18 protein-coding genes are annotated in these 21,696 nt (G+C 48.2%); 10 read left to right on the top strand and 8 right to left on the bottom strand.

Annotation, left to right across the window (positions count from 1 at the left end; all coding sequences use genetic code 11):
- Positions 1–22: 22 nt before the first annotated feature.
- Together HER31_RS07450 and pabB are read right to left on the bottom strand one after the other, a co-directional pair.
- A complete protein-coding gene (locus tag HER31_RS07450; protein WP_168659983.1) occupies positions 23–493 on the bottom strand; it encodes a TlpA family protein disulfide reductase in 471 nt (156 codons plus the stop codon).
- Positions 494–576: 83 nt separating this feature from the next.
- Positions 577–1,962 (bottom strand): aminodeoxychorismate synthase component I, encoded by a 1,386-nt coding sequence (pabB, locus tag HER31_RS07445; RefSeq protein WP_168659982.1) that lies wholly within the window; start codon positions 1,960–1,962, stop codon positions 577–579.
- A 278-nt stretch (positions 1,963–2,240) separates the two neighbouring features.
- Between pabB and HER31_RS07440 the strand changes: the two genes are divergently transcribed.
- Positions 2,241–2,450: a TOBE domain-containing protein gene (locus tag HER31_RS07440; RefSeq protein ID WP_168659981.1), complete on the top strand. Its 210-nt coding sequence runs from the start codon at positions 2,241–2,243 to the stop codon at positions 2,448–2,450.
- 234 nt (positions 2,451–2,684) lie between these two features.
- Here the strand turns inward: HER31_RS07440 and HER31_RS07435 are convergent, their stop codons facing one another.
- Both HER31_RS07435 and HER31_RS07430 read right to left on the bottom strand, forming a co-directional pair.
- Complete coding sequence (locus tag HER31_RS07435) at positions 2,685–4,466, bottom strand: ABC transporter ATP-binding protein (protein ID WP_168659980.1); 1,782 nt, start codon at positions 4,464–4,466, stop codon at positions 2,685–2,687.
- Positions 4,453–6,186, bottom strand: coding sequence for an ABC transporter transmembrane domain-containing protein (locus tag HER31_RS07430; protein WP_168659979.1), 1,734 nt, complete (start codon positions 6,184–6,186; stop codon positions 4,453–4,455). Before HER31_RS07430 ends, HER31_RS07435 begins: the two co-directional genes overlap by 14 nt.
- A 255-nt stretch (positions 6,187–6,441) precedes the next feature.
- Here HER31_RS07430 and HER31_RS07425 point away from each other — a divergent pair, with 255 nt between their 5' ends.
- A complete protein-coding gene (locus tag HER31_RS07425; protein ID WP_168659978.1) occupies positions 6,442–11,577 on the top strand; it encodes a response regulator in 5,136 nt (1,711 codons plus the stop codon).
- 331 nt (positions 11,578–11,908) lie between these two features.
- Here the strand turns inward: HER31_RS07425 and HER31_RS07420 are convergent, their stop codons facing one another.
- On the bottom strand, positions 11,909–12,505 hold the full coding sequence (locus HER31_RS07420; protein ID WP_168659977.1) for a DUF2238 domain-containing protein: 597 nt from the start codon (positions 12,503–12,505) through the stop codon (positions 11,909–11,911).
- 202 nt (positions 12,506–12,707) lie between these two features.
- Between HER31_RS07420 and HER31_RS07415 the strand changes: the two genes are divergently transcribed.
- From HER31_RS07415 to HER31_RS07405, 3 genes are all read left to right on the top strand, one after another.
- Positions 12,708–13,703: a hypothetical protein gene (locus tag HER31_RS07415; RefSeq protein ID WP_168659976.1), complete on the top strand. Its 996-nt coding sequence runs from the start codon at positions 12,708–12,710 to the stop codon at positions 13,701–13,703.
- Positions 13,704–13,712: 9 nt separating this feature from the next.
- Complete coding sequence (locus tag HER31_RS07410) at positions 13,713–14,750, top strand: Kelch repeat-containing protein (RefSeq protein WP_168659975.1); 1,038 nt, start codon at positions 13,713–13,715, stop codon at positions 14,748–14,750.
- Positions 14,751–14,883: 133 nt separating this feature from the next.
- Entirely contained in the window at positions 14,884–16,131 is a 1,248-nt protein-coding gene (locus HER31_RS07405) for a methyl-accepting chemotaxis protein (RefSeq protein ID WP_168659974.1), read from the top strand.
- Positions 16,132–16,210: 79 nt separating this feature from the next.
- Here HER31_RS07405 and HER31_RS07400 read toward each other — a convergent pair whose 3' ends face one another.
- Complete coding sequence (locus HER31_RS07400) at positions 16,211–16,840, bottom strand: deoxynucleoside kinase (protein WP_168659973.1); 630 nt, start codon at positions 16,838–16,840, stop codon at positions 16,211–16,213.
- A 277-nt stretch (positions 16,841–17,117) separates the two neighbouring features.
- Between HER31_RS07400 and HER31_RS07395 the strand changes: the two genes are divergently transcribed.
- The 4 genes from HER31_RS07395 (at position 17,118) to HER31_RS07380 (ending at position 20,047) form a co-directional block, all read left to right on the top strand.
- Positions 17,118–17,420 carry a hypothetical protein gene (locus tag HER31_RS07395; RefSeq protein WP_168659972.1) on the top strand — a complete coding sequence of 101 codons (303 nt, stop codon included), beginning with the start codon at positions 17,118–17,120 and terminating at the stop codon, positions 17,418–17,420.
- A gap of 130 nt (positions 17,421–17,550) precedes the next feature.
- Positions 17,551–18,603, top strand: a complete 1,053-nt coding sequence (locus HER31_RS07390) for a hypothetical protein (protein WP_168659971.1) — start codon at positions 17,551–17,553, stop codon at positions 18,601–18,603.
- 185 nt (positions 18,604–18,788) lie between these two features.
- On the top strand, positions 18,789–19,370 hold the full coding sequence (locus HER31_RS07385; RefSeq protein WP_168659970.1) for a c-type cytochrome: 582 nt from the start codon (positions 18,789–18,791) through the stop codon (positions 19,368–19,370).
- 101 nt (positions 19,371–19,471) lie between these two features.
- Positions 19,472–20,047 (top strand): hypothetical protein, encoded by a 576-nt coding sequence (locus tag HER31_RS07380; protein WP_168659969.1) that lies wholly within the window; start codon positions 19,472–19,474, stop codon positions 20,045–20,047.
- A 64-nt stretch (positions 20,048–20,111) separates the two neighbouring features.
- Here HER31_RS07380 and HER31_RS07375 read toward each other — a convergent pair whose 3' ends face one another.
- Positions 20,112–20,783 carry a pyrimidine 5'-nucleotidase gene (locus HER31_RS07375; RefSeq protein WP_168659968.1) on the bottom strand — a complete coding sequence of 224 codons (672 nt, stop codon included), beginning with the start codon at positions 20,781–20,783 and terminating at the stop codon, positions 20,112–20,114.
- A gap of 201 nt (positions 20,784–20,984) precedes the next feature.
- On the opposite strand from HER31_RS07375, the gene HER31_RS07370 reads away from it, so the two are divergent.
- Entirely contained in the window at positions 20,985–21,143 is a 159-nt protein-coding gene (locus tag HER31_RS07370; protein WP_168659967.1) for a YoaH family protein, read from the top strand.
- An 11-nt stretch (positions 21,144–21,154) separates the two neighbouring features.
- Here HER31_RS07370 and idi read toward each other — a convergent pair whose 3' ends face one another.
- On the bottom strand, positions 21,155–21,691 hold the full coding sequence (gene idi / locus HER31_RS07365) for an isopentenyl-diphosphate Delta-isomerase (protein ID WP_168659966.1): 537 nt from the start codon (positions 21,689–21,691) through the stop codon (positions 21,155–21,157).
- Positions 21,692–21,696: the final 5 nt, after the last annotated feature.

Raw genomic sequence — 21,696 nt, 5'->3', positions numbered from 1 at the left:
ATTACGTCCTGTAAACGATGAGCTAATCGGCAAGGTGTGCGGCAATCTCGTCAAACATCTGTTGTTGTTTGCTAGTGCGAAAGCCGACGTGTGTCATAACAATTTCACCGTTATGGATTAGGTAGCTTGATGGCATACCGCGCACTGCGAAAGCGGTGGCGATGTCGCCGTCGGGATCGTAGTGGATGGTAAAGTCAGCAGGGTGCTCTACTAAAAACGGTTTAGCGTCAGCAGGGTCAACATCAACATTAACCGCGATTACGGTAAGGCCCTTATCTCCCAACTCAGCCTTAAGTCGATTCATAAATGGGAAGCTATAGCGGCAGGGGCCACACCAACTGGCCCAAAAGTCAACGTAAACATAGCCCTGCTTAGACAGTGCATGAAGGGTGGTCGGTTGTTCTAATGTGAGCGGAAAGTCTGGTGCAGGTTTGGCATTAATTGCCCCAGCAAACAGCATAAATGACAACGCTACTAAGGTTCTTTTCAACACGTTACGCTCCATTGTATTCGTGAAAATGCGCTGTAATAACAGCCTATGATTCGATAGTAACCCAGACCGGCCAATAATGTGATCTACTTCAATAGCGGTAAGACCTTGCTGAGCTTATCAAACACTTCTTGATACTCAGCGTCACAGTCTGAATCGGCAACGATACCGCCACCAGCCCAGCAGTAGATGGTGTTGTTTTTTGCCACCAAAGAGCGAATGGTGATTGAGGTGTCGATTTTGCCATTTAGCGATAGGTAGCCAATGGAGCCGCAGTAGAGGCTGCGTCGATGCGGTTCCAGTTGCTCAATGATCTCCATCGCGCGGATCTTAGGCGCACCAGTAATTGATCCACCTGGGAAGGCTGACCGCAGTAGGTCGGTGCCTCGATATTGCGGGTCCAGTGAGGCGGTAATGGTACTGACCAAATGGTGTACCGCCGGAAAGCTCTCTATCTGGAATAGCTTGGGTACCCTTACTGAGCCAGGTGTTGCAACACGACCAATGTCGTTACGAAGCAGATCAACGATCATTAGGTTCTCTGCTCGGTCTTTACTGGCAGATTGCAACGCCTGCGCGCTGAGTTGGTCTTGCTCGGCGTTGCTGTCACGAGGGCGAGTGCCTTTGATGGGCTTTGTTTGAATAAGGTCACCATCGAGTTGTAAGAAGCGCTCTGGCGAAACCGATAACAGTGCACAATCTGGCAGTCGAATGAAGGCCGAAAAGGGGGCTTGATTGCCGGCACGAAGTTTTACATAGGCTTGCCACTCGTCGCCTTGATACTGCGCTTGGAAGCGTTGGGTTAGGTTGATTTGATAGCAATCACCGCTAAGCAGATATTGCTGAACCTGATCAAATTGCTGCTGATAGCGTTCACGAGTGATCTGATGTTGCCATTCGCCATGCAATAGAAACGGATTAAATACAGCCGCGTGTTGATTCTGTAGCCACTGCCAGCGCCGGTGCCAATCATCATTACTACCAAAAACAATCAACTCGACCGCCTGTTGCTCGTTGTCGATAATCAGTGCCCAATCGTAGATGCCAACGGCCATCTCCGGCAGCCCAATGTCATCAATAGCATCGCATGGCAGGCGCTCGAAACGGCGGCCGAGATCATAACTAAAGTAACCTAGGCACCCGCCAGTAAATGGCAGGTCGTTGCATTGGATTGGATCGCCAAGCAACTGCTGTTGCCACTGTTCGAGCAAATCGAATGGATCCTCGTTGCTAAAGGAGGAGAGCTTGTTTGCGGTGATTTCACTCACATTACCGTTGGTAACAATGGTCGCGACCGGCTCGGCTACAATCACATCGAAGCGTGCATCCGGGTGAGCATCTACTTGTTTCGTTGTAGCTGAATCGAGGAGCATTGCCCAAGGAAGGTGGGCGAGCGGTGCAAACAGGGCGACTGCGTTCACTTCAAGTGAGACTGGCGAGCGCTGAAGTGATTTCTGATTCGATTTGACCATGGTTTGAGACCAACAATTGTGGAGGCGAGAGATTACCAGTTGCGATTACGTTGTTGAAGCCTTGCTAGCCATTTGAATGTTATGGCGTTGGTGGAAGTGTGTTTAGGTTATGTGGTTGTCTAAGCGTCAATGTGTATTGTTACATTCACTGGTAAGTATTAAGTTCATTAGTATTGTGATGCGTGTCGGAATTTAATCTTTGTCATTAAAATTTAATTCTACTGATAACTTATGATGAAGTATGCTCGATATTCCCCGAACTTGTTGTAGGAAATATAATGAAAATTAGTGCACGTAATTCACTTATCGGCAAAGTTAAATCAATTAACGAAGGCGCAGTAAATAACGAAGTTGTTATTGAAATCGCAGCTGGAGTTGAGATCACCTCTGTAGTAACCAAAGCCTCGTGTGAAGCGCTAGGCCTGACTGTTGGCGCGGACGCTTACGCTGTTATTAAAGCAAGCGATGTTATGGTTGCAGTAGACTAAATATCTATATTTAATAAAAAGCCGCGACGGTTATCCGTTGCGGCTTTTTATTGCTAATGACAAATTATTTATATTAATAACTGTTTAGTAAATACGATTAATAGTATATTTTTTGGTAATTGCTTGCTTGAGTGAATTTAATAACTCACCATTTAATGCCAATAAATAACAATGGTTAGTAATTTGTCCATCGAGCGATGGACAAAATTACCCATTTTGACCGATTAGTACGACCTAGGCTGTCAACTCCGCTTGCTCAACTCGAGCAGCCTGCTGCTGTAACAGGTACATGGCGCGGTAGGTGCCTCCCTCACGCTGCATTAGCTGACTGTGGTCGCCCTGTTCGGTGATCATCCCCTGTTCCAACAAGACGATATTATCCGCATGGCTGATGGTACTTAAACGGTGTGCAACCGCGATAATGGTAATCTCACCACGCAGTTGATTTAGTGCTTGCTGTACCACCTGCTCAGTTTCGCTGTCGACGTTGGCTGTGGCTTCGTCAAGTAGCAATATCTTCGGTTTCGATGCTAAAGCACGGGCGATGACCAACTGTTGTCGTTGTCCGGTCGACAGGCGCATACCACCTTCACCAAGCTCAGTTTGATAGCCGTTGGTTAACGCTATAATGGTGTGGTGCAGATCGGCGGCAATCGCTGCTTGCTCAACCTGAGCCTGTGTTAAACCTCGTCCCATATCGATGTTAGCAAACACCGTTGATGCCAAAATAAATGGTTCTTGCGGGATCAAACCGATGCCATTGCGCAGCGCTTGTTGGCTCAGGTCATTGATATCGACATTACCTAACTTAAGCTGGTCTTTGGCGACGGGATAGAAGTCAAGAAGCAGGCTTAGTAGCGTACTTTTACCGGAGCCAGTGTGACCAACAATCGCATAGAAGCTACCGTCAGCAATATCTAGATTGATCTTTTTCAGTACCATATCGCCATTGTTGTAACCAAAGTTGAGCTCTTTTATTGAGATAGAGCCTGAACTGATTGACGATTGTTGTTCGCCATAATGTTGTTGTTGTTCATTCAACAGCGTCGATACTCGGTCGCCAGCAGTCATCGCCTGTTGATACAGGTTAAAACGTTGAGTGATCTCAGCCAGCGGTTCAGTGAATCGACCCATGTAGTTTAGAAAGGCGTAAAGCACTCCAATCTCCGCTACGCCAGTGACCACCTGTTCGCCAAAGACGTATAACAGAAAGACAGTGGTAAGTACGCTCAAAAACGAGATGGCAGGGCGCAATAGCGCGCCACTGGCTTTAATGGTTTTCAGTCTGGCAATGTAATAGCGTTGATTGAGTTGACTGAATTTATCAGCAAAGCGTTGCTGTTGATTCGTCGCTTGTAATACCGTCATACCGCCAATCGATTCCGCTAAGTTGGCGTTAATGTCTGAGCGTAAGGCGCGGCTTTCAGCAACCACCTTACCGCTGATCTTTTGATACAGATAGATGATCAGCAGTACCGCAGGAATCAACCCTAAAGCGATCAGCATCAGCTTAACGTTAAGGATGGCCATCGCTACTAGTATGCCAATTAGCAACATTACGTTACCCAGTACGTTGGATAAAAACTGTACGTACAGATCCTTAATGGCTTCGGTGTCGTTGGTAATGCGGCTAACTAACTGGCCTGTGCGGGCATGATCGAAGTAACTCATTGGCAAACGGACGACACGATCAAACACTCGTTTACGGATGTCCTGCACTGCAGCCAGTGCCATCTTGGTAAAACTGATGGCTTGCATATAGCGCAGTGCTGCAGAGCTCAGTTGCAGTACGATATAGAGCAACAACAAACTGATAAGTGGTGTAGCTTCAAGATTGCCGGCCAACAAGTAATCATCGATGTAAACTTTGGCAATGAGTGGCCCTGCGACATCACCCATGGTAGCAAGCACTAATAGAAAGAGTGACTTATACAGTAGTGGTTTATCGGCAAAGACATATCTGAACAACAGGTTAAAGGTGCTGCGCTGGCGGCCTTGGGGGTTAGTGGCTGACATGCAGTTGCTCCTCCATCTGTTGATATTTCCACATGCGGCTGTACCAGCCATCTTGTTTGATAAGTTGTTGATGACTGCCGCGTTCAGCAATATGACCCTGATTAAGTACAAGGATCTCATCGGCGTCCATCAGTGACGACAAGCGATGGCCAATAATAATGCGGCTTTGGCTACGGTTTTGCTGTTTGAGGTGATTCAATATCTCCTGCTCGGTGCTGGTATCAACCGCGGACAGGGCATCGTCTAACACCAGTATTGGTGCATCAATCAACAGCGCTCTAGCTATGGCAATCCGCTGTCGTTGACCGCCGGATAAAGTTACTCCTCGTTCACCTACCTCGGTTTGGTATCCCAGCGGAAAGCGCATTATGTCGTTATCAACGGCTGCTAATTTTGCTGCTTGTTTTACTTCTGCTGCGGTTGCATCCGGTTTACCCAAAGCGATGTTGTCGTGGATGCTGGCGGAAAACAGGAACGGATCTTGTGGTACTACTGAGTACAAGCTACGTAACTCCGCCAGTCGGTATGCAGTTAATGGCTGCTGGTCGAGGCTAATACCGTCGGTGTCAAATTGGCGCATTAGCAAACGCAACAGGGTGGTCTTGCCTGAACCGGTTGGCCCAGCGATAGCGAGGTTTTTTCCTAATGGCAGCTCAAAATTGATCTGCTCAATACTGGGCTTATCGTCATCTGGGTAGGTGAAGGAGAGTCGCGCTACGCTGATGTCGGCACCAGTGCGAGTGCTGCAACCATGATCTGAAACCGAGTCTGGCACACTCAATAGCTTAGTGAGACGTTGGTTAGCGGCGCTACCACGCTCGATGATGTTCAGTAGCCAGCCGAACGCAAACATCGGCCAGATAAGCTGGCCGAGGTACATTGAGAAGCTGGTCAGTTCACCGATAGTGAGCTGATCGTTAATGATTAACCAAGTACCGAACCCTAAGGTCAAGGCTGTTGCGCAACTCAAGCTAATGAATACGGCGGGATCATACATCGCTTCACTGCGGGCAACGAGGAAGTTGCTCTTGGCGGTATCGTCAGCGATTTTTTCAAACTGCTGGCTCTCAACTTGCTCGCGCCCCATTGCTTTCACCAAACGGACTCCTGCAATCGCTTGTTGACTGCGTTCATTGAGCCGGGAGAACTTGTCTAAAGAGTCTTTAAAATGCTTATGCAGGGTATTGGAGATACGGTAGAAGCTATAGCCCATAAACGGAAATGGGATAAGTGCGACAAGGGTTAAGCGCCAGTCAATCACACTGAGCATCATGATTAGGATCAACACAAAGGTCAGTAAACCGTCGAAGCCAGCAAGGATCCCTTCACCCGCAGCCATCTCAACTGCATCAACATCATTGGTAGCTTGAGCCATCAAATCGCCGGTGCTATGGCGGCTAAAGAACGCCTGTCCCTGTTTGGTTAAGCGGCCGAAAAAGTCGTTACGGATATGACTTCCTAGTCGGTAGGAAGCACTAAACAAAATAACCCGCCAACCGAACCGCAATGCATACAGCGCTAAGCCAATCGCGGCCAAAATATAGAGGTTGGTCATGTCCCAGTGTGACTGATCAGTTGCTAGTAGTAGATCGAGTGTTTGCCCAACGAGGTAGGGAACACTGAGCTCAAGTAGTGCCACCGTAATTAACATGGTTAAAGCTAATAGGTAGGTACGATAGTGTTTCCGAAAAAACCAGCCTAAGTGAAGAAACAGGGACATAAGACTCCAGTACGACGAACCAAGGGAGAGTGACTACAGTAAAACAGGTCAGCACAAAGATAACTTCAGCAGCTAGGCTCAGCTGAGAGCACTAAACGAGGCCAGCACAACGCTGCTGGTGGCTGGGGTTAGCGCTTAGTTAACGGTAGATCACTCAGAGCCAATGGTGTAGCTGAGCGGTCGCGCTGCTGCAACGGTAACGAACTATAGTAACGTATCGTTAGCTTTTATTTAATCTTAATTTTCAGGATGTTAATGCCTTACTACCGAGTTAATAGCGGCACTGAGCAAAGTAGCGAAACGGCGTTACTAGATCAGAAGAACGAGCTTTTGATTATTGTGCTGCAGTTTATTGCGATTGCTGGCGGTGGTTTGGCGTTGTTGCTTGGGTTGACGGTTATCTACGGTTGGCACAGCAACAATTCGACCTTAATTCAGATTAATGATGCCTTTGTGGCGATGCAGTACAACACGGCACTAGGGTTCATTTGTTGTGGTATTGGCTTGCTGGCGTGCAGTGTTAGCGAGTTAAAGCGTAGACCACAAACATCACCACGCCGACTCGAGCAAGGACTCAACCGACCGGCGAAGCTGCTACCTAAGCCAACTGTGGTGATGGTTGTTGCCGCTGCGACCGTACTGATTGGCGCGATGACGCTGAGCCAATACCTGTTTAATATCGACTTGCACATTGATCAGCTGTTTATGCAGCATTATATCGAGATCAACACCTCACATCCTGGTCGAATGGCCCCCAATACGGCTCTGTGTTTTAGCTTGATGGGCGTAGCGCTGTTGTTGGTTAGCGTTGGCAAAGCCCAAGCACCGTTACTAGCGTGGATCGCGCGCTTAGGGACGCTGGTATTTTCCATCGGTTTGGTGGCATTTAGTGGTTATGTAGTTGATCTTGAGAATGCCTATAGTCTGGGTTTGCCCACCCATATGGCGGTACACACCTCGGCCGGTTTTATGTTGTTGGGGGTGGGCATTTTCAGTTATGTGTTTTGTTGTCACTTCCATCGCGTTAGTGCCTTATTGCCCGACTGGTTGCATTGGCCGGTACTTATTGCTGGGATCACCATTACCACCAGTTTATGGCAAGCAGTGCGAGCCCACGAACGTTCCCTCGAAACCCTACTGGGGGAACGGGCCCACGGTTTTGCTGGGGTTAATCTGATAGTGTTTGGTGCGGTGGCGACCTTATCGTTACTGCTTTACGTTAAAAAACAAACCAACAGCGATGCAAAGGCGTGGGCGCCGGCTCGGCGCTTTGCTTCATGGTTAGTGATCATAATGGGGCTTGTTCTCTCGGTTGCATTGTTAGAGGTGCTGCATGGCAACTTGCGGGCGAATGTAAAGCAACGTTTTGAGCATGCAGCGGAATCCCACGGCAAGTCATTGCAACAGGGTTTTTTACCATACGTTGAAGCGCTGTATCACATCCGTACCGCTTATCACTCTTCCAGTTTTGTTACTCAGAATGAATTTAAGCTATTTACCGAACGGGATCTTGAGCGACTTCCCGGGGTGTTGTCATTGCAATGGGCGCCTTTGGTTGAACACCGAAGACGGAAGCAGTTTGAACAAATGGTAAATACTGAATTTGAACTTCGTTACGGTGAAGGAGTGATACCAAGCTTCGTCATAAACGAGCTTAATCCTAGCAGCGATGGCGCAAGAGTGATTCCGTCGCCTACGCGAACGCGTTATTTCCCAATTCGCTACTCAGAACCCTTTGACCTTAATATCGGCGCGCTAGGTTTTGATATCGCCACCAACCCTCCCGGTGAAACGGCTCTGCTTGATTCTGTTGGCCACGATCAATTAGTTGCCTCGGAGCGGCTTGAATTGGTGCAGACCAGTCAGCATAATGCCGGGGTGGTATTAACGCTGCCGGTGTATCAACCGGGCAGTGGAATCGATACCCCAGCGCAGCGGCTTGACGCTCTAGCTGGCTTCGCAGTAGCGGTATTTAACCTAGGTTCGATGGTGGAGGTGATCCTAAATCGCACCACAGAACCATCGGCGCTGCATCTACACTTTGAAGATGTTGATGCTCCTGCGGTTAACCGTTTACTTTATCGGCACACATCCCGCCTTGCTGATGGCCGCACACAGCCACTGGATCTTGATTACAACCAACGTCAGCCTGCCTATCAAGTAACCATTCCGCTCACCTTTGCTAATCGTCAATGGCAGATGATTGTGACCCCGGCATCCTCCAAAGCCTATCCAACGTGGTCGCTATCAGTGGTGTTTGTGCCTACGCTGATCTTGCTGATGTCATTGGGTTTGGCATTTTATCTGCGCCAATCCGATAGCCGTGATAAAGAGCGCAACAACCTGCTGAAAGAACTTGCCTCGCGTGAAAGCCATTTCAGTGCGCTGGTAAATACTATCCCGGGAACGGTTTACAGTTGCCTGCACGATCAGTACTGGACGATGCTGTTTATCAATCAAGAGGTTGAGAAGTTAACCGGCTATCAACCTGCGGACTTTACCGAGCGCGGGATCATCAACATGGCTGATCTTATTCACCCAGATGACGTTGATATGGTTGGAGCGACCGTAGACGATGCGATGCATGATGGATCCGATTACACCATTGAATATCGAATCTACGATCGTGATGGGGTCATCCACTGGGTACTTGAACGCGGTCAAGCGGTGTTAAATCGGTTCGGCCGTGCTGAGGTGTTGCACGGCACTATTCTCGACATCACCTACCGCAAACACAGTGAAGACCAGTTTCGAGGGCTGCTGGAGTCGGCGCCGGATGGCATGGTGATTATCAATGAAGATGGTTTGATTGTGCTGGTAAATGAGCAAACCGAGCGGTTGTTCCAATACAAGCGTGCTGAACTGCTTAATCAACCAGTGGAAAAGTTGCTACCGCAACGGTTTCAACATGCTCATCCAGTGCTGCGACAGGGGTATTTCGACTTACCTCGGGTAAGGCAAATGAGCGCGGGAGCTGCCCTTACCGCACGGCGTAAAGATGGCGTTGAAATTCCAGTTGAGATCAGTTTAAGTCCGATGCAGTCAGATCAAGGCACATTAGTATCGGCGGCGATCCGTGATATTAGTGCACGCAAGAAGATGGAAGAGGAGTTGTTGGCAGCCAAAGATAAGGCAGAGGAGGCAACCCGTGCCAAAAGCGACTTTCTCGCTAACATGTCCCATGAGATCCGTACTCCCATGAACGCCATTATTGGGATGTCACGGCTGGTGCTGGAAACCGAGCTAGAGGACCAACAACGAAACTACATTGATAAGGTCAACCGTTCTGCCGAACTGTTGTTGGGGATCATTAATGACATCCTGGATTTTTCCAAGATCGAAGCGGGTAAGTTGGAGCTCGAGCATGCTCCATTTCGCTTGGATTGGGTATTTGAAAACCTAGCCAATGTGATTGCGCTAAAGGCGCAAGATAAAGGGTTGGAGCTGCTGTTTGATATCAGCCCGGACGTGCCTAACTATTTAATTGGTGATGCTCTACGGCTGGGACAAATCTTGGTTAACTTAGGGAATAACGCCATTAAGTTTACCGGCAATGGTGAAGTGTTGTTGAAGGTACGTCAGCTGAACGTCGATTCGGACCATACCGAGTTAGCGTTCTCAGTGATCGATGATGGCATCGGCATGAGCGTTGAACAGCAACAGCAACTGTTTGAGTCGTTTACTCAGGCCGATAGCTCAATTACCCGAGAGTATGGCGGCACTGGGTTAGGGTTAGCTATTTCCAAAGAGTTAACGGAATTGATGCAGGGTAAAATCTCGGTTGAATCGGAGCTAGATAAAGGCTCCTGTTTCACCTTTACCGCGCGTTTTGGTATCGATGCGCAGCACCCTGTGGTCAACCTAGGCATTGAACAAAGCTTAGGCCCCATTCGCGTGTTAGTGGTTGACGATAACAAGACCTCAACCAAGATCATCTGCTCTATGCTTGGCGGTTTTGGTTTTGAGGTACACAGCTGTGCCGATGGCCTCGCAGCGATTGAACAGATCAGCAAAGTAGCAGATAGCGATCCTTATCAATTGCTGATTATGGATTGGAAGCTGGCAGGGATCGATGGCATAGAGACCATGCGGCGGTTACAAACCGGCAAAGCACAGTCGGTATTGCCAAGCTGCATTATGGTTACGGCTTCGTCGCGGGAGGAGGTCGTTAGCGCTGCCAGAGGAGTCGAAATCAAGCAGTTTTTGACCAAGCCACTTAATCCTTCCAGTTTGTTTGATGCAATCATGCATGCCTTGGGCAAAGAGGAGTGGATCCGAACTCGCAGCAAAGCCAAGCAACAAGATAGCGCCAATTTGGTAGGTAAGTTACGCGGTGCGAAGATATTACTGGTAGAGGACAACGAATTTAATCAGGAACTGGCGGTTGCTATCTTAAAGAATAATGGCATGGATGTGGTGGTCGCCAATCACGGTAAGGAAGCGCTGCAACTGATGTCAGGGCTAGAGTTCGATGGGGTGCTGATGGATTGTCAGATGCCTGTGATGGACGGCTATAGCGCGACTAAAAAGATCCGAGAGCAGCCTAAATTTGCGCGATTACCGATTTTAGCGCTTACTGCCAATGCTATGGCCGGCGATAAAGAAAAGGTGCTGGCGGCGGGTATGAACGATCATATCGCTAAACCGATTGAGCCCCATCAGATGCTTAAAACCATGGCGCACTGGATCCGTCCGAAACTGGTTACACCGCAGCCGGTTTTATCGTCCCCCGGATCAACATACTCGCCTCGAGAAGAGGCGTTGTTGAATGCCCTTGACGCATTGGCGCCAGAGGCGATGGTGGAGCAGGGATTGGCCCGGTGTGCGCAAAATGTTGAGCTATATAGCAGATTGCTAGGAGAGTTTTGGTCCCAAAACCGAGATTACCGTAGTGTGTTTGAGCGAGAGTTGGCTAGTGACGACAGTGAGGCCGCCAAACGCAGTGTCCATACCCTTAAAGGGGTGGCGGCCAACATGGGATTAGCCGCGTTAGCGGATGTAGTTAGCAGGTTGGAGTTGAGTTTCGATAGTGAGGGTTCGATTGGAGCAAATACCACCGAGTGCTTGGCTGAGTTGCAACAGCAGCTGCACCAACTCGCCCCCAAATTTGAACGTTTTGTAACGACAATTAATTCGATTCCCGCGTCAGAAAATATCCTTGAAAACATTAATGTGGTAGCAGTCGCTGAGGTGATCGAGTTACTCGCAAGCCAACTGCAACAATATGACATCGCAGCGGTTGAGCAACTGACGAAATTGCAGCAACAGCCGTCCTTGGCACCCTTTGATGACAAGTTACGACGAATAGAAAAGTCGCTAGCGCAATTTGATTTTGATGCAGCACTGGTAGTGCTGCATCAATTGCAAAGTGAATTGCCCACACAATATTGAGGCTAGATTAAAAAACAGTGTCACAGTTAACTGTTGAGGTTTATATCAAGCCTTCGGCTCTACCGGTTGCAGTACGCTTAAGGGGGTTGTGTCGCGGTGGCTACGGCACCCAAGCCCCTTTTGAAATCCCCGTTGCCTTAGCAGTCCTAAACGCTTCGCTGGACTGACCCAATGCAGCAGAAGATCTACGGCAATAGTGCTTTCCCCTGGTATCAAAACTCGCCTAGTCGGTGCTTTAACAGCATTGGAAAGAACAACACTTAGTTGGAAAACAACCATTAAAAAGGGCGACCCATGTAGAGGTCGCCCTGTTAGCAACAACTTAGCGTGGTTAGATCAACCGCTTTAATTGCTTGTCGTGGATGCGGTTTAATAACAGTAGCGCCAGAATTGAACCGATTAGAGCCAGCATCATGTCGGATTGGGTATCCCATACATAACCTTGAGTACCAAGGAATGCTTCTGCGTCTTCACCAGTAGCAGCGGCAACCCACCATTCAATCAGCTCATAAAAGGCACTGAAGCCTAAACAGAAACAGACGATAAGAAAGTTTCGCCATGCGGCGGTATTGACCACGTTATTGCGGATGAAGATTTCGCGGGCGATCATTGCTGGTATAAACCCTTGCGCTAGGTGGCCCACCTTATCGTAATTGTTGCGCTCAAACCCAAACCATTCTTTAAAGTAATCAAATAGTGGTACTTCAGCGTAAGTGTAGTGGCCGCCGATCATTAGAATGACGCAGTGGATCAAGATCAATAAATAGACCAGTGGCGTTAGCGGGTAATGCTTGATGGTAACCAACAGAATGATGGCACCAAGCATGGCTGGAAGAACCTCTAAAAACCAGGTGAATTGGTCCTTTGGTTGATAACCTGACCACACCATTACTACAGTGAAGATCGTAGCCCAGATAAATTTATTCATAGTTTGATTACTTAGTTTGACTCTGAATCGAATAGGGGAATAGTAACAAAGTCAGTTCGTTAAGGCTGACCAGCAATGACTAATAATACCAATCTGTAATGATTTCGCTCAATTAACTTGGATGCAGTGAGCTTGGACCACACCCGCAGCCCAAATCGTGATAGTTTTGCCACAGTTAATAAGTTTTGGATACCAATAAGCTATGTACAACGATGACGACCTTGATGCTGCAGTGAAGGCCGGTGCGATTTCACCGCAGTCAGTTACTGCATTTCGACAATTTATGAGCAAGCGGCAGGGCAGTGATGTCGACCAGGAGCACTTTCGTTTAGTTACCGGGTTTAATGACATCTTTGTCGTTATTGCTTGTTTATTACTGCTAGCGGGTATTGGTGACCTCGTTGACAGTTGGGTTGCTGGCATTGGCGGCTTTGTAGCCGCTGGTGCTTCGTGGTTACTAGCATTGTATTTTGTTTTGAAAAAACGGATGTCGCTCCCAGCAATTGTGTTGTTGGTTGTGTTCGTTTATGGGATTTTTAGTGGTGTTGAAACGTTGGCGACGATGTTCAGCCCAAGTAACCGCACCATACCAGCAGGCATCGCAGCAGCGCTGGCAGCGTACTTCCATTGGCGAACCTTTAAAGTGCCGATCACGATTGCGGCGGCGGCGGTATCATTGGTTGTCGGTTTTGCCACCAGTTTGATTGCCGCATTCCCCGAAGCATTGTTATGGCTTAACGTTATCTGCTTGGTCGCTGGTTTAGGATTGTTTGCATTGGCACTGAGATGGGATTTCTCTGATCGACAACGTACCAGTGGCCGCTCTGATGTGGCGTTTTGGCTGCACTTGGTTGCTTCACCACTAATCGTACACCCAATATTCTTTGCCACCGGAGCATTAGAAAATGACATCGGTATGGCTCAGTCGATTGCGATTTTGCTGTTGTATCTCGTGCTGGCGCTGGTTTCGGTAATTATCGATCGTCGCGCTATGATGGTCTCTGCATTGATTTATGTTATTTCCGCTTTCGCAAGCCTATTGGCGGATAATGGCTTTGTTACTCAAGGGGCAACCATTACCGGGGCGGTAGTTGGCTTGGGCCTCATCGCATTGTCTGTTGGTTGGCACCGAATTCGCGCGATGATTGTTAGCCAGTTGCCACAGCCGTTTCAAGCTCGTCTACCGGCGATAAAATAGGATAAGTTAATGAAAAGGATTTCGTTGGCAGCGTTGCTGCCTTTAGCTGCAACGGCGACAACGTTACCGCCCCTACCACAAGCGGTATCGAATAACGCCGTGGCCTCGGTGATAGTTGACGGCCAGCAGCACTTGTTGAGCTTCAATGGTATCGGCGCCGGTAAAACCGATAAAGACGTTCATGCTAATGGCTTTGGGCTTATCGTAGGGCAAAACGAGTGGCAAGCACTGCCGCCGTTGCCGGGATCACAGCAAGGTCGGTTAGCTTCGGTAGCCGTTGGCATTGGTGAGTTCGCCTATCTGTTCGGCGGTTATACGGTTGAGCCGGATCACAGTGAAGTCTCTCTGCCGGATGTATTTCGTTACCACCCCGGTATTGGTAAGTTTCAACGGTTGGCGTCGATGCCAGTACCGGTGGATGATGCCGTCGCTATCCCCTTTAGTAACCGCTATATCTACCTTATTTCCGGCTGGCACAACGACGGTAATGTCAATTTAGTGCAGCTATACGACACCGAAAACGACTCATGGCAACAAGCCAGTCCGTTTCCTGGGTTGCCTATATTTGGCGGTTCCGGGGCCATTATTGGTCAGAGCATGGTCGTTTGCGATGGCGTCAAAGTAGATTATCACCCGGAACGTCGTCGCAGCTTTAGTGATGAAGCAGCTTGTTATAAAGGGGTGATCAACGGCGATGACCCACGCCGAATTGATTGGCGTACCATTGCCCACCCCGATGGGGACTCTCATTATCGTATGGCGGCAATAGCCAGCCCCGACAACACCGAGCTGTGGTTTATTGGCGGTAGCGATAACCCATATAACTACAATGGCATAGGTTACAACAAGGTGCCGGCCCAACCATCGGCTCGAGTTGCCCGTTATCAACTCGACAACAACCAGTGGTTATTATCATCGTCCGCTGAGGCGGTGATGGATCTTCGCGGAGCCGTTGTTGTTAATCAGCAGGTTTATTTTTTAGGGGGCATGCTTGCTGACCAAATTGTCACTAATAGGGTGTCTAAGCTGTCGATTTTGGCAGAGTAATGGCTGTCACTGGATTGGGTCGAAAAGGTGCAATGGCTCATTAAATCGACCGTTAACGGGTAAACGACTTGTTAGTTCACGCCGTTCATACTCATAATCAGGTCAACGTAGTAGTTCGATAGGAATAAAATCGATGCGTGCAATTCCCTTTCGATGGATAGATAAGCTATTCATCAAGTTAACGGTAACCGAGAAGTTTGGACTGTTACTGGTACTCTTTTTAACTTCGTTGTTGCTCTGCGTAGGTGTGGTGTTATATGAAGCTCATACAATCGCGTTAGTCGGCGACCCTTCCGCTTCATTTTGGGCACCTGTATCGGATGTTGTTATGGCTACCGCAGCAGCAGTAATGGTGCTGTTGGTTATGAGTACTTATTATTTAATGAGTTTTGTTGGTGGCGCCATGTTCGTTATGAATCGCGCTCTAAATCATCTTGCCAACGGTGATCTGACTCAGCGTCTAAATTTTGTTGCAACTCGGGATGAGTTTAGTCAGATTGCCATGACTATCGATAAAGTCGCAGAACGGGAACAAATACTGGTTAAAGAGATGAAGTCCGGTGGGATGTTATTGAATGACATTAGTGACTTGTTGCGGGATATGAGCTCAGAGTCAGCAACCATGGCAAGTCATCAGGCCAACCGATTAACCAGCCTTGCCAGCGCGTCAGAAGAGATGGAGCACTCAATTCGCGACGTTGCTAACAACGCGACACAGAGTTCAGCGAGTACCGATGCTGCAGTGGCTGCTGGCCAAGAAGGTCAACGTAAACTTGAACAAACCCAACAGAGTTTGGCTGCGTTAGAGGTTGAGGTGACTGACGCTTCCGCTGCAGCATATCAATTAGAACAAAATATTATTCAGATTAATCAGGTGCTTGGTGGTATCAATGACATTTCAGAACAGACCAACCTATTGGCTCTGAATGCGGCGATCGAAGCAGCGCGGGCAGGGGAGCAGGGGCGTGGTTTTGCCGTGGTTGCTGATGAAGTAAGGACCTTGGCCGGACGTACACAACAAGCCACAGTGTCGATACAAGGAATGATGGATTCACTCCAAAAGGATCGTACTCAGCTTATTGATGTGATGGAGCGGACTGTCGAGCGAGCTAAAAACAGCGCCAACCTAATGGAGATGGTGCGAAATGAGATTGAGCAAGCGGGCAACCGTACCCAAACCATCGCCCAGAATAGTGGCGAAATAGCCGCAGCGACGGTACAACAAAGCAGCGTCGCGACTTCATTAGTTGAAAACATTGAAGTGCTGCGCCAAGAGGCGGCGCGGGTAACCGTGCTGATGGAGCAAAGCCAAGAGCACGTAGTTAAGTTGCAGCAGCAATCTGGCCAATTCCATTACTTGGTTAAGGATCTTCACTCATAATTGATATGAGCTGAATATCTCAAATTGCAGATAGCAAAAAACCGGCCTTAGCCGGTTTTTTTGATCGCACTGCAGCGGCTTACAAGCGATGCAGGATACGGCGAGCCAAACGCTCAGAGTCGCCGAAGTGATCCCACTGTTCAGTCAACAGCATGGTGCCTTTGCGTTCACATATGTGCGGTAGAAACGCATCGTGACAATCGGAAATCAGCTGAATGTAGCTCAGTGGGGTGCCATTCTCAGCATCACGGGCGCGGTTAAGCATGCGCTGGAATGCGATCTGTGGGTTTGAACGCAGGTACATGACCGAAGTTACCCGTGGGTAATCGTCCAGCTTGTCCCAGATGTCGTAGTAGTAGGTTAAATCGTCACCATCTGGGCGGCAGGCTTCTTGTAGGTTGGCTTGACAGAAAACCAAGTCAGAGTATAGCGAACGCTCTAGTACGTAGTTGTAGGCCGGATCAAGATCAGCACACAGTTCTGCACGGTGATTAGTAATAAAACGTTGGAAGTTGATACGTTTAGTCGGATCCTGAGTGAATTCAGCCAGCAGACGGCGGAACTCAGGGTTGGTATCAACGTCTTCTAAGATCATCTTCCAAGGACGTTCGTCCAGATTGTTGAGGTGAGCGACGAGCTTAGGCACAAGGGTAGACTTACCTACACCAATATTGCCTTCCACTGCGACTAATTCAAATTTTGGTTTCATTCTACTGCCTCAACAACTGCATGATGGATTTATGGACACGCTTCTTTCGAAGGCGGCAAATTCTAAAGAAATGTCTGGCCGGTTTCCATGAAAAAAAGCCACCGACGGGCACTTTTTTTTGAGAGTGGATAGTAAACAAACAGCTGCGTTGATAAATAATTTTTGCAAGCGAAATTGACCAGTTTGCGACAAAGAATTTTGCCGCTATCTAAGTTGTTGATAGCTTTTGTAGATAGGTTAAACTGCTTGAAACGCAACATATAGTGGTTGAAACAGGATGAACTCGAGATTTAAAGGGAAACAACCGGCGCCGTTTTCATTGATGCGTATCGATATCAGTTTTGAGCTCGAACAAGCTCTAGTAGAGCAAATTGAAATGGCATTGGGCGCTTATGTCGACCACCCAGATGTGGCAACGGAAATCGTTACCTGTGGCTACAATGATGGTCAGTTTGAGCTTGAGCTTTGTTATTTCTCTGCCGATGGTAGCTATAAAAACGAGCTCGTTTGGTTGCACAAAGCGGTGCAGTCCGTGGTTGTGCCAGTGCCGGTGTTTACCGTACAAATTAGGCAAGACTAAGTTAACAGGAATCGTTTACTACAAGCGCCACTTTTTCGATAACAACGGCATCCGCTACAACACCGGTAGTTACCATAGTTAGCACCGTTGTTAGATGCCTTAAAACATAGCTTTATTTTGGGGATTTACCTTGTCTTTGATGCGAACCTTGGTGTGTAGCCGTGGCCATGACAGCGCCTTGCGCACCGTGTCGATTCAAATCGCACTATTAATAGTCTTGCTGCTTGTCAGTGGTCTGTTTTATAACACCGGCATTGCGCAGGTCGCAGTTGCCATCGTGACGATACTGTTGCTCCCAATCGCATACCTTGCTGGGGTGCGACGGCTAAATCAAGCCAAGCGTCCGCTTATGCACGCATGGCTACTCGTAGCTGCTTGGACCATTGTTGCCGTAGCGCAGTTGCTGAGTAGTGTATATGGCTGGTGGAGCCTGATTGCCCCTATCGCAGCCACGGCGTACTTTGCTTGGCTGCCGGTGGTTAAAAAGTCCGGCCGTTCGTCGCTCGGCTATAGTGGCCCCGCCAATCAACAGCCGCATAATCGCCCAGGTCGAGTTGAGCCTTCGATGCACAATCAGCAGGCTAATGCTGCAGTCAGTGTCGACTGGGATCAACTACCTGCATCATCGTTCGAATTCTCTAAATTGGTTAGTTCAGCGGTACCTATATTGCAACGGCATTGGAAGTGGTTAGCTGGGGGAGCAGTCGTTACCATCATGATTGCGATGGTTAGTATTTGGGTTAAGCAGGTTTCAACTGAGTCACTGGAAAACCCTGAACCGGTTGCTGCTGTTGCTGAGCCCACCACTTCGGCGCCAGAGTTTGAGGCAAAGGTGGTACTGCCAGACAGTTTCCAGTTACTACTGCAAAACGACATGCTGATGATCAGCTGGCCTGGCGATGCAGCCCCCAAAGGAGAACTTTGGTCTTTGTTAAGCGCCGAGGGCGATCGCAGTTGTGCTGCAGCGACTTTTAATAACGGTGATAGTTTTAGACCGGTCAAAGTCGATGTATGGGTAGATGATATTTATTTCGCCTACTTTTCGCCGTTGGATACCGCTGATATTGTTTTTGATGTAGCGATGCGCGGTAGCTTCACGCTCTGCGGTTATGATTTCTCCTTGCAGGGCAGTATGAAGCCACTGAAGGCCAACCCTGCTTTTGCTTTGTATACGAAAAAATAACTGCCACTGTGTAGACATAGACAAATACATGTTAAGCAATCAATGCCGTCGAAAGACGGCATTTTTGTATCTAATCGGCGCTAATGTGTTGTTGTTATTAATCTAAGCTTTAATAACAGGTCGATGGCTGACGAGTTATGTTACTGCCACCGAAGTATCCCGGTTAGTAAGGAAGAGGTAAGTGAATGAAGACTGACAAAACCTGTTGGGAATTGATCGCCCCGGTGTTATTACTGGCGTGTGTAAGTGGCTGTTCTGAGCAGCCTAAAGCAGACCGCGATCAACCGACTATTACTGCGACAGCACAACAACAGTTAGACAAGGTGCAAAGTGTTGCCACAGAGGTCGAACAAGCCGCTAAAACCACGATGAAAACCGTTGAGGCTGAATTGGCTAATGGCGCTGCAAAGGTTGATGAGTTAGCACAACATGTCGAGGCTAACGTAACCGAAACGGTGGCTAGAGTTGAAGATGCCGCTGCATCCCCCAAATTAGATGGTAAAGCACTAGCACTTAGCAAAGGTTGCATTGCTTGTCATAAAGCGACTAGTGATGGCTTGATTGGCCCAGGTTGGGGGGGGCTAGCTGGCTCCGAACGTAGTTTTGTTGATGGCACCACTGCAATTGCTGACGACGCCTACCTTCGTGCCGCAATTACTAATCCAAACGCGCAGATTGTCGAGGGTTTTGTACCAAGTATGCCTGCAATGCCGCTGACAGACGCTGAAGTTGAAGCCTTGGTTGAGTATATTAATACCCTTAAATGATGTGGCCTCTGCCTTTCACCTTGCTGTGCTAATGGCTGTTTTATTAGCGGTTTTAACAAATTGAACCATACTTTGTTGACCCAATCTGCAGAGGTAGGACTATGAGTAATCCATTAACTCCTTGGCAAGTGCTGGAACTGCAGGTTCAAGCAAAGCGACGTTTTAATAGCCAGATGGTTTGGCTGACGAATGCGTTGGTAGCTACCACTTTACTGCTGGTGTTTAGCCTATTTTGGCATCTACGAGACAGTGCCGGTTATCAACCGTCGACACAGGTACTGTTACCAACGTCAGTTCACGGTTATAGCGGGGTCTACCTGCTAGTCGCAACGTTGTTGTTTATTGTTGGGCAGTGGTTATTCTATCGCAAGCCACTAATGTCACAGCTGGTGCTGATTGGAGCTGGGCTTAATGTCGTGCTGTTCATCAAAAGCCAAGGCAGTAATTTAAGTGACGTCGCCGGCGTTGATTTTATTCTTTGGCATTACGGCGTGATGGAGTTATTGCTAATGGTTGGCTTGCTGGCGTGGACGGCAGTATTACAGTCTTTCTGGCAGCAACGTCTAAGTGATGGGTATCACCGCATGGCGCTGTTACAGCGTTATTTTCTGGCTATGCTGATGCTTTGGCTATTGGTTGGCTTGATGGTGAATCTGCCGTTAGGTTACTACCAGTAGGGTAAAGTAACTTGGCTGGATAATTAAGCAGAAGCGATGCTGAAATCGTTTCTGCTTAATATTATTACGTTTTTTTGCTACTCGGCGTTGCTGTGCTGTTCAATGCATCAATAAAATTCGGTAGTTGTTCGGTGCGGTAACAGGCTGAGTGTTCATCCAGATCATTGCGATTCACTAATACCGTCCGCATTCCCATCTCTTTAGCCGTAGCTAGATTCGAAGGCTGATCGTCGAACATCACCGCTTGCTGCGGCTGAAAACTAAAATGGTTACAGATCCGTTCAAACGCAAATGGGTCTGGCTTCATTTGATAATCCGTCTGCTCGACGCTGAAGATACCATTAAAATAATTGCTCAGCCCCAAATGTTGCAGCACGCGTTCGGCATAGGGACGGGGTGAGTTGGTGAACACATAACGGGTCTTGCTGTTGTCACGCAACGCCTGTTGCAGTGCTGGTTGCTGCTGCACATTTTGCAGATCTACGTGGTGCGCTTCAAATGATATCGAGTTGAGGTCGAGCTCTGGGTGATGAAGCTGAATACCCCTGAGGGTGCCCCCATATAAGCGGTAGTACTCTTCACATAGGTCGTAAGCATGCTGTTTAGATACTTGCATCTGTTTGGCGACGGAATCACGCATACGTACAATGATCTGTTCAATCAGTTGTTCTTTTGGTTGGTACAGGGTGTTGTCTAAGTCAAACAAGTAGATGTCACGTTCTAACAGCGGGGTCACAAGCATACTCCTAAATTGCGGCCAGCAAGATTAGCAATCAATTGTCACTTGGGCAATGGGCCGGCTCAGAATGGTTGCAGTGGCCTTGGTTGCGCTAAAACATCGGTATTTGCTGCTGCGTAGATGAATAACTCTATTATCTGTTGTTGCTATTGGCATTAATTCTGTCGAGAATGCAGCAAAAATTGCAGGAGTAGAATAATGTCGAATCTATTAGGGCTAACCCATGAGCAGCAACAGCAAGCGGTTGAGCGTATTCAAGCGTTGATGGCTAAAGGCGTAAAGCCAGACGATGCGATTAAGCAAGTGGCGCAAGCGCTGCGTGATGAAGCAGCACAGAACGGCGACCGTTCATCTTGACGATTAACCGTTTAAGCTACCTGCTTGATTAACTTAAGCCAGTGTTGACGAACTTGTTGATACGAAAGTTTAAACCAAGCGGTGTAACGTTCAGGATATTGCTTCAGTTCAGCTTCAAGGCTGGTTAAATCAATATATCGATACTCACACACTTCCGCTGGGTTGGGCTTAGGAAGGGTGTCACTATAGCCAAATAACACCTGATCGAGCTCATGCTCGGTCATTCCGAGATCGAGTTTAGCGTGATAGATGAATTCAAATTTGTACTGAAGCGGGCAATCAAAGCCCATCTCTTCGACTAGGCGACGGTGAGCTGCGCTATCAGTGGTTTCATTGGGGCGAGGGTGGCTGCAACAGGTGTTGGTCCATAAGCCTCCAGAATGGTACTTATGCTGAGCTCGGCGCTGGAGCAGCATTTCATGGTTGCTATTAAAAACAAAAACCGAAAAGGCTGCATGGAGCAGACCTTTTTGATGAGCTGCCATCTTCTCTTCAGTGCCGATGCAGTTGCCGTGTTCATCAACAAGCACTACTAATTCGTTTGTCATTCCAT

It is taken from the genome of Ferrimonas lipolytica, from assembly GCF_012295575.1.
GTDB classification, from domain to species: domain Bacteria; phylum Pseudomonadota; class Gammaproteobacteria; order Enterobacterales; family Shewanellaceae; genus Ferrimonas; species Ferrimonas lipolytica.
Note: the sequence above shows the minus strand (reverse complement) of the source record. Positions and strands in the feature narration are given on the sequence as shown.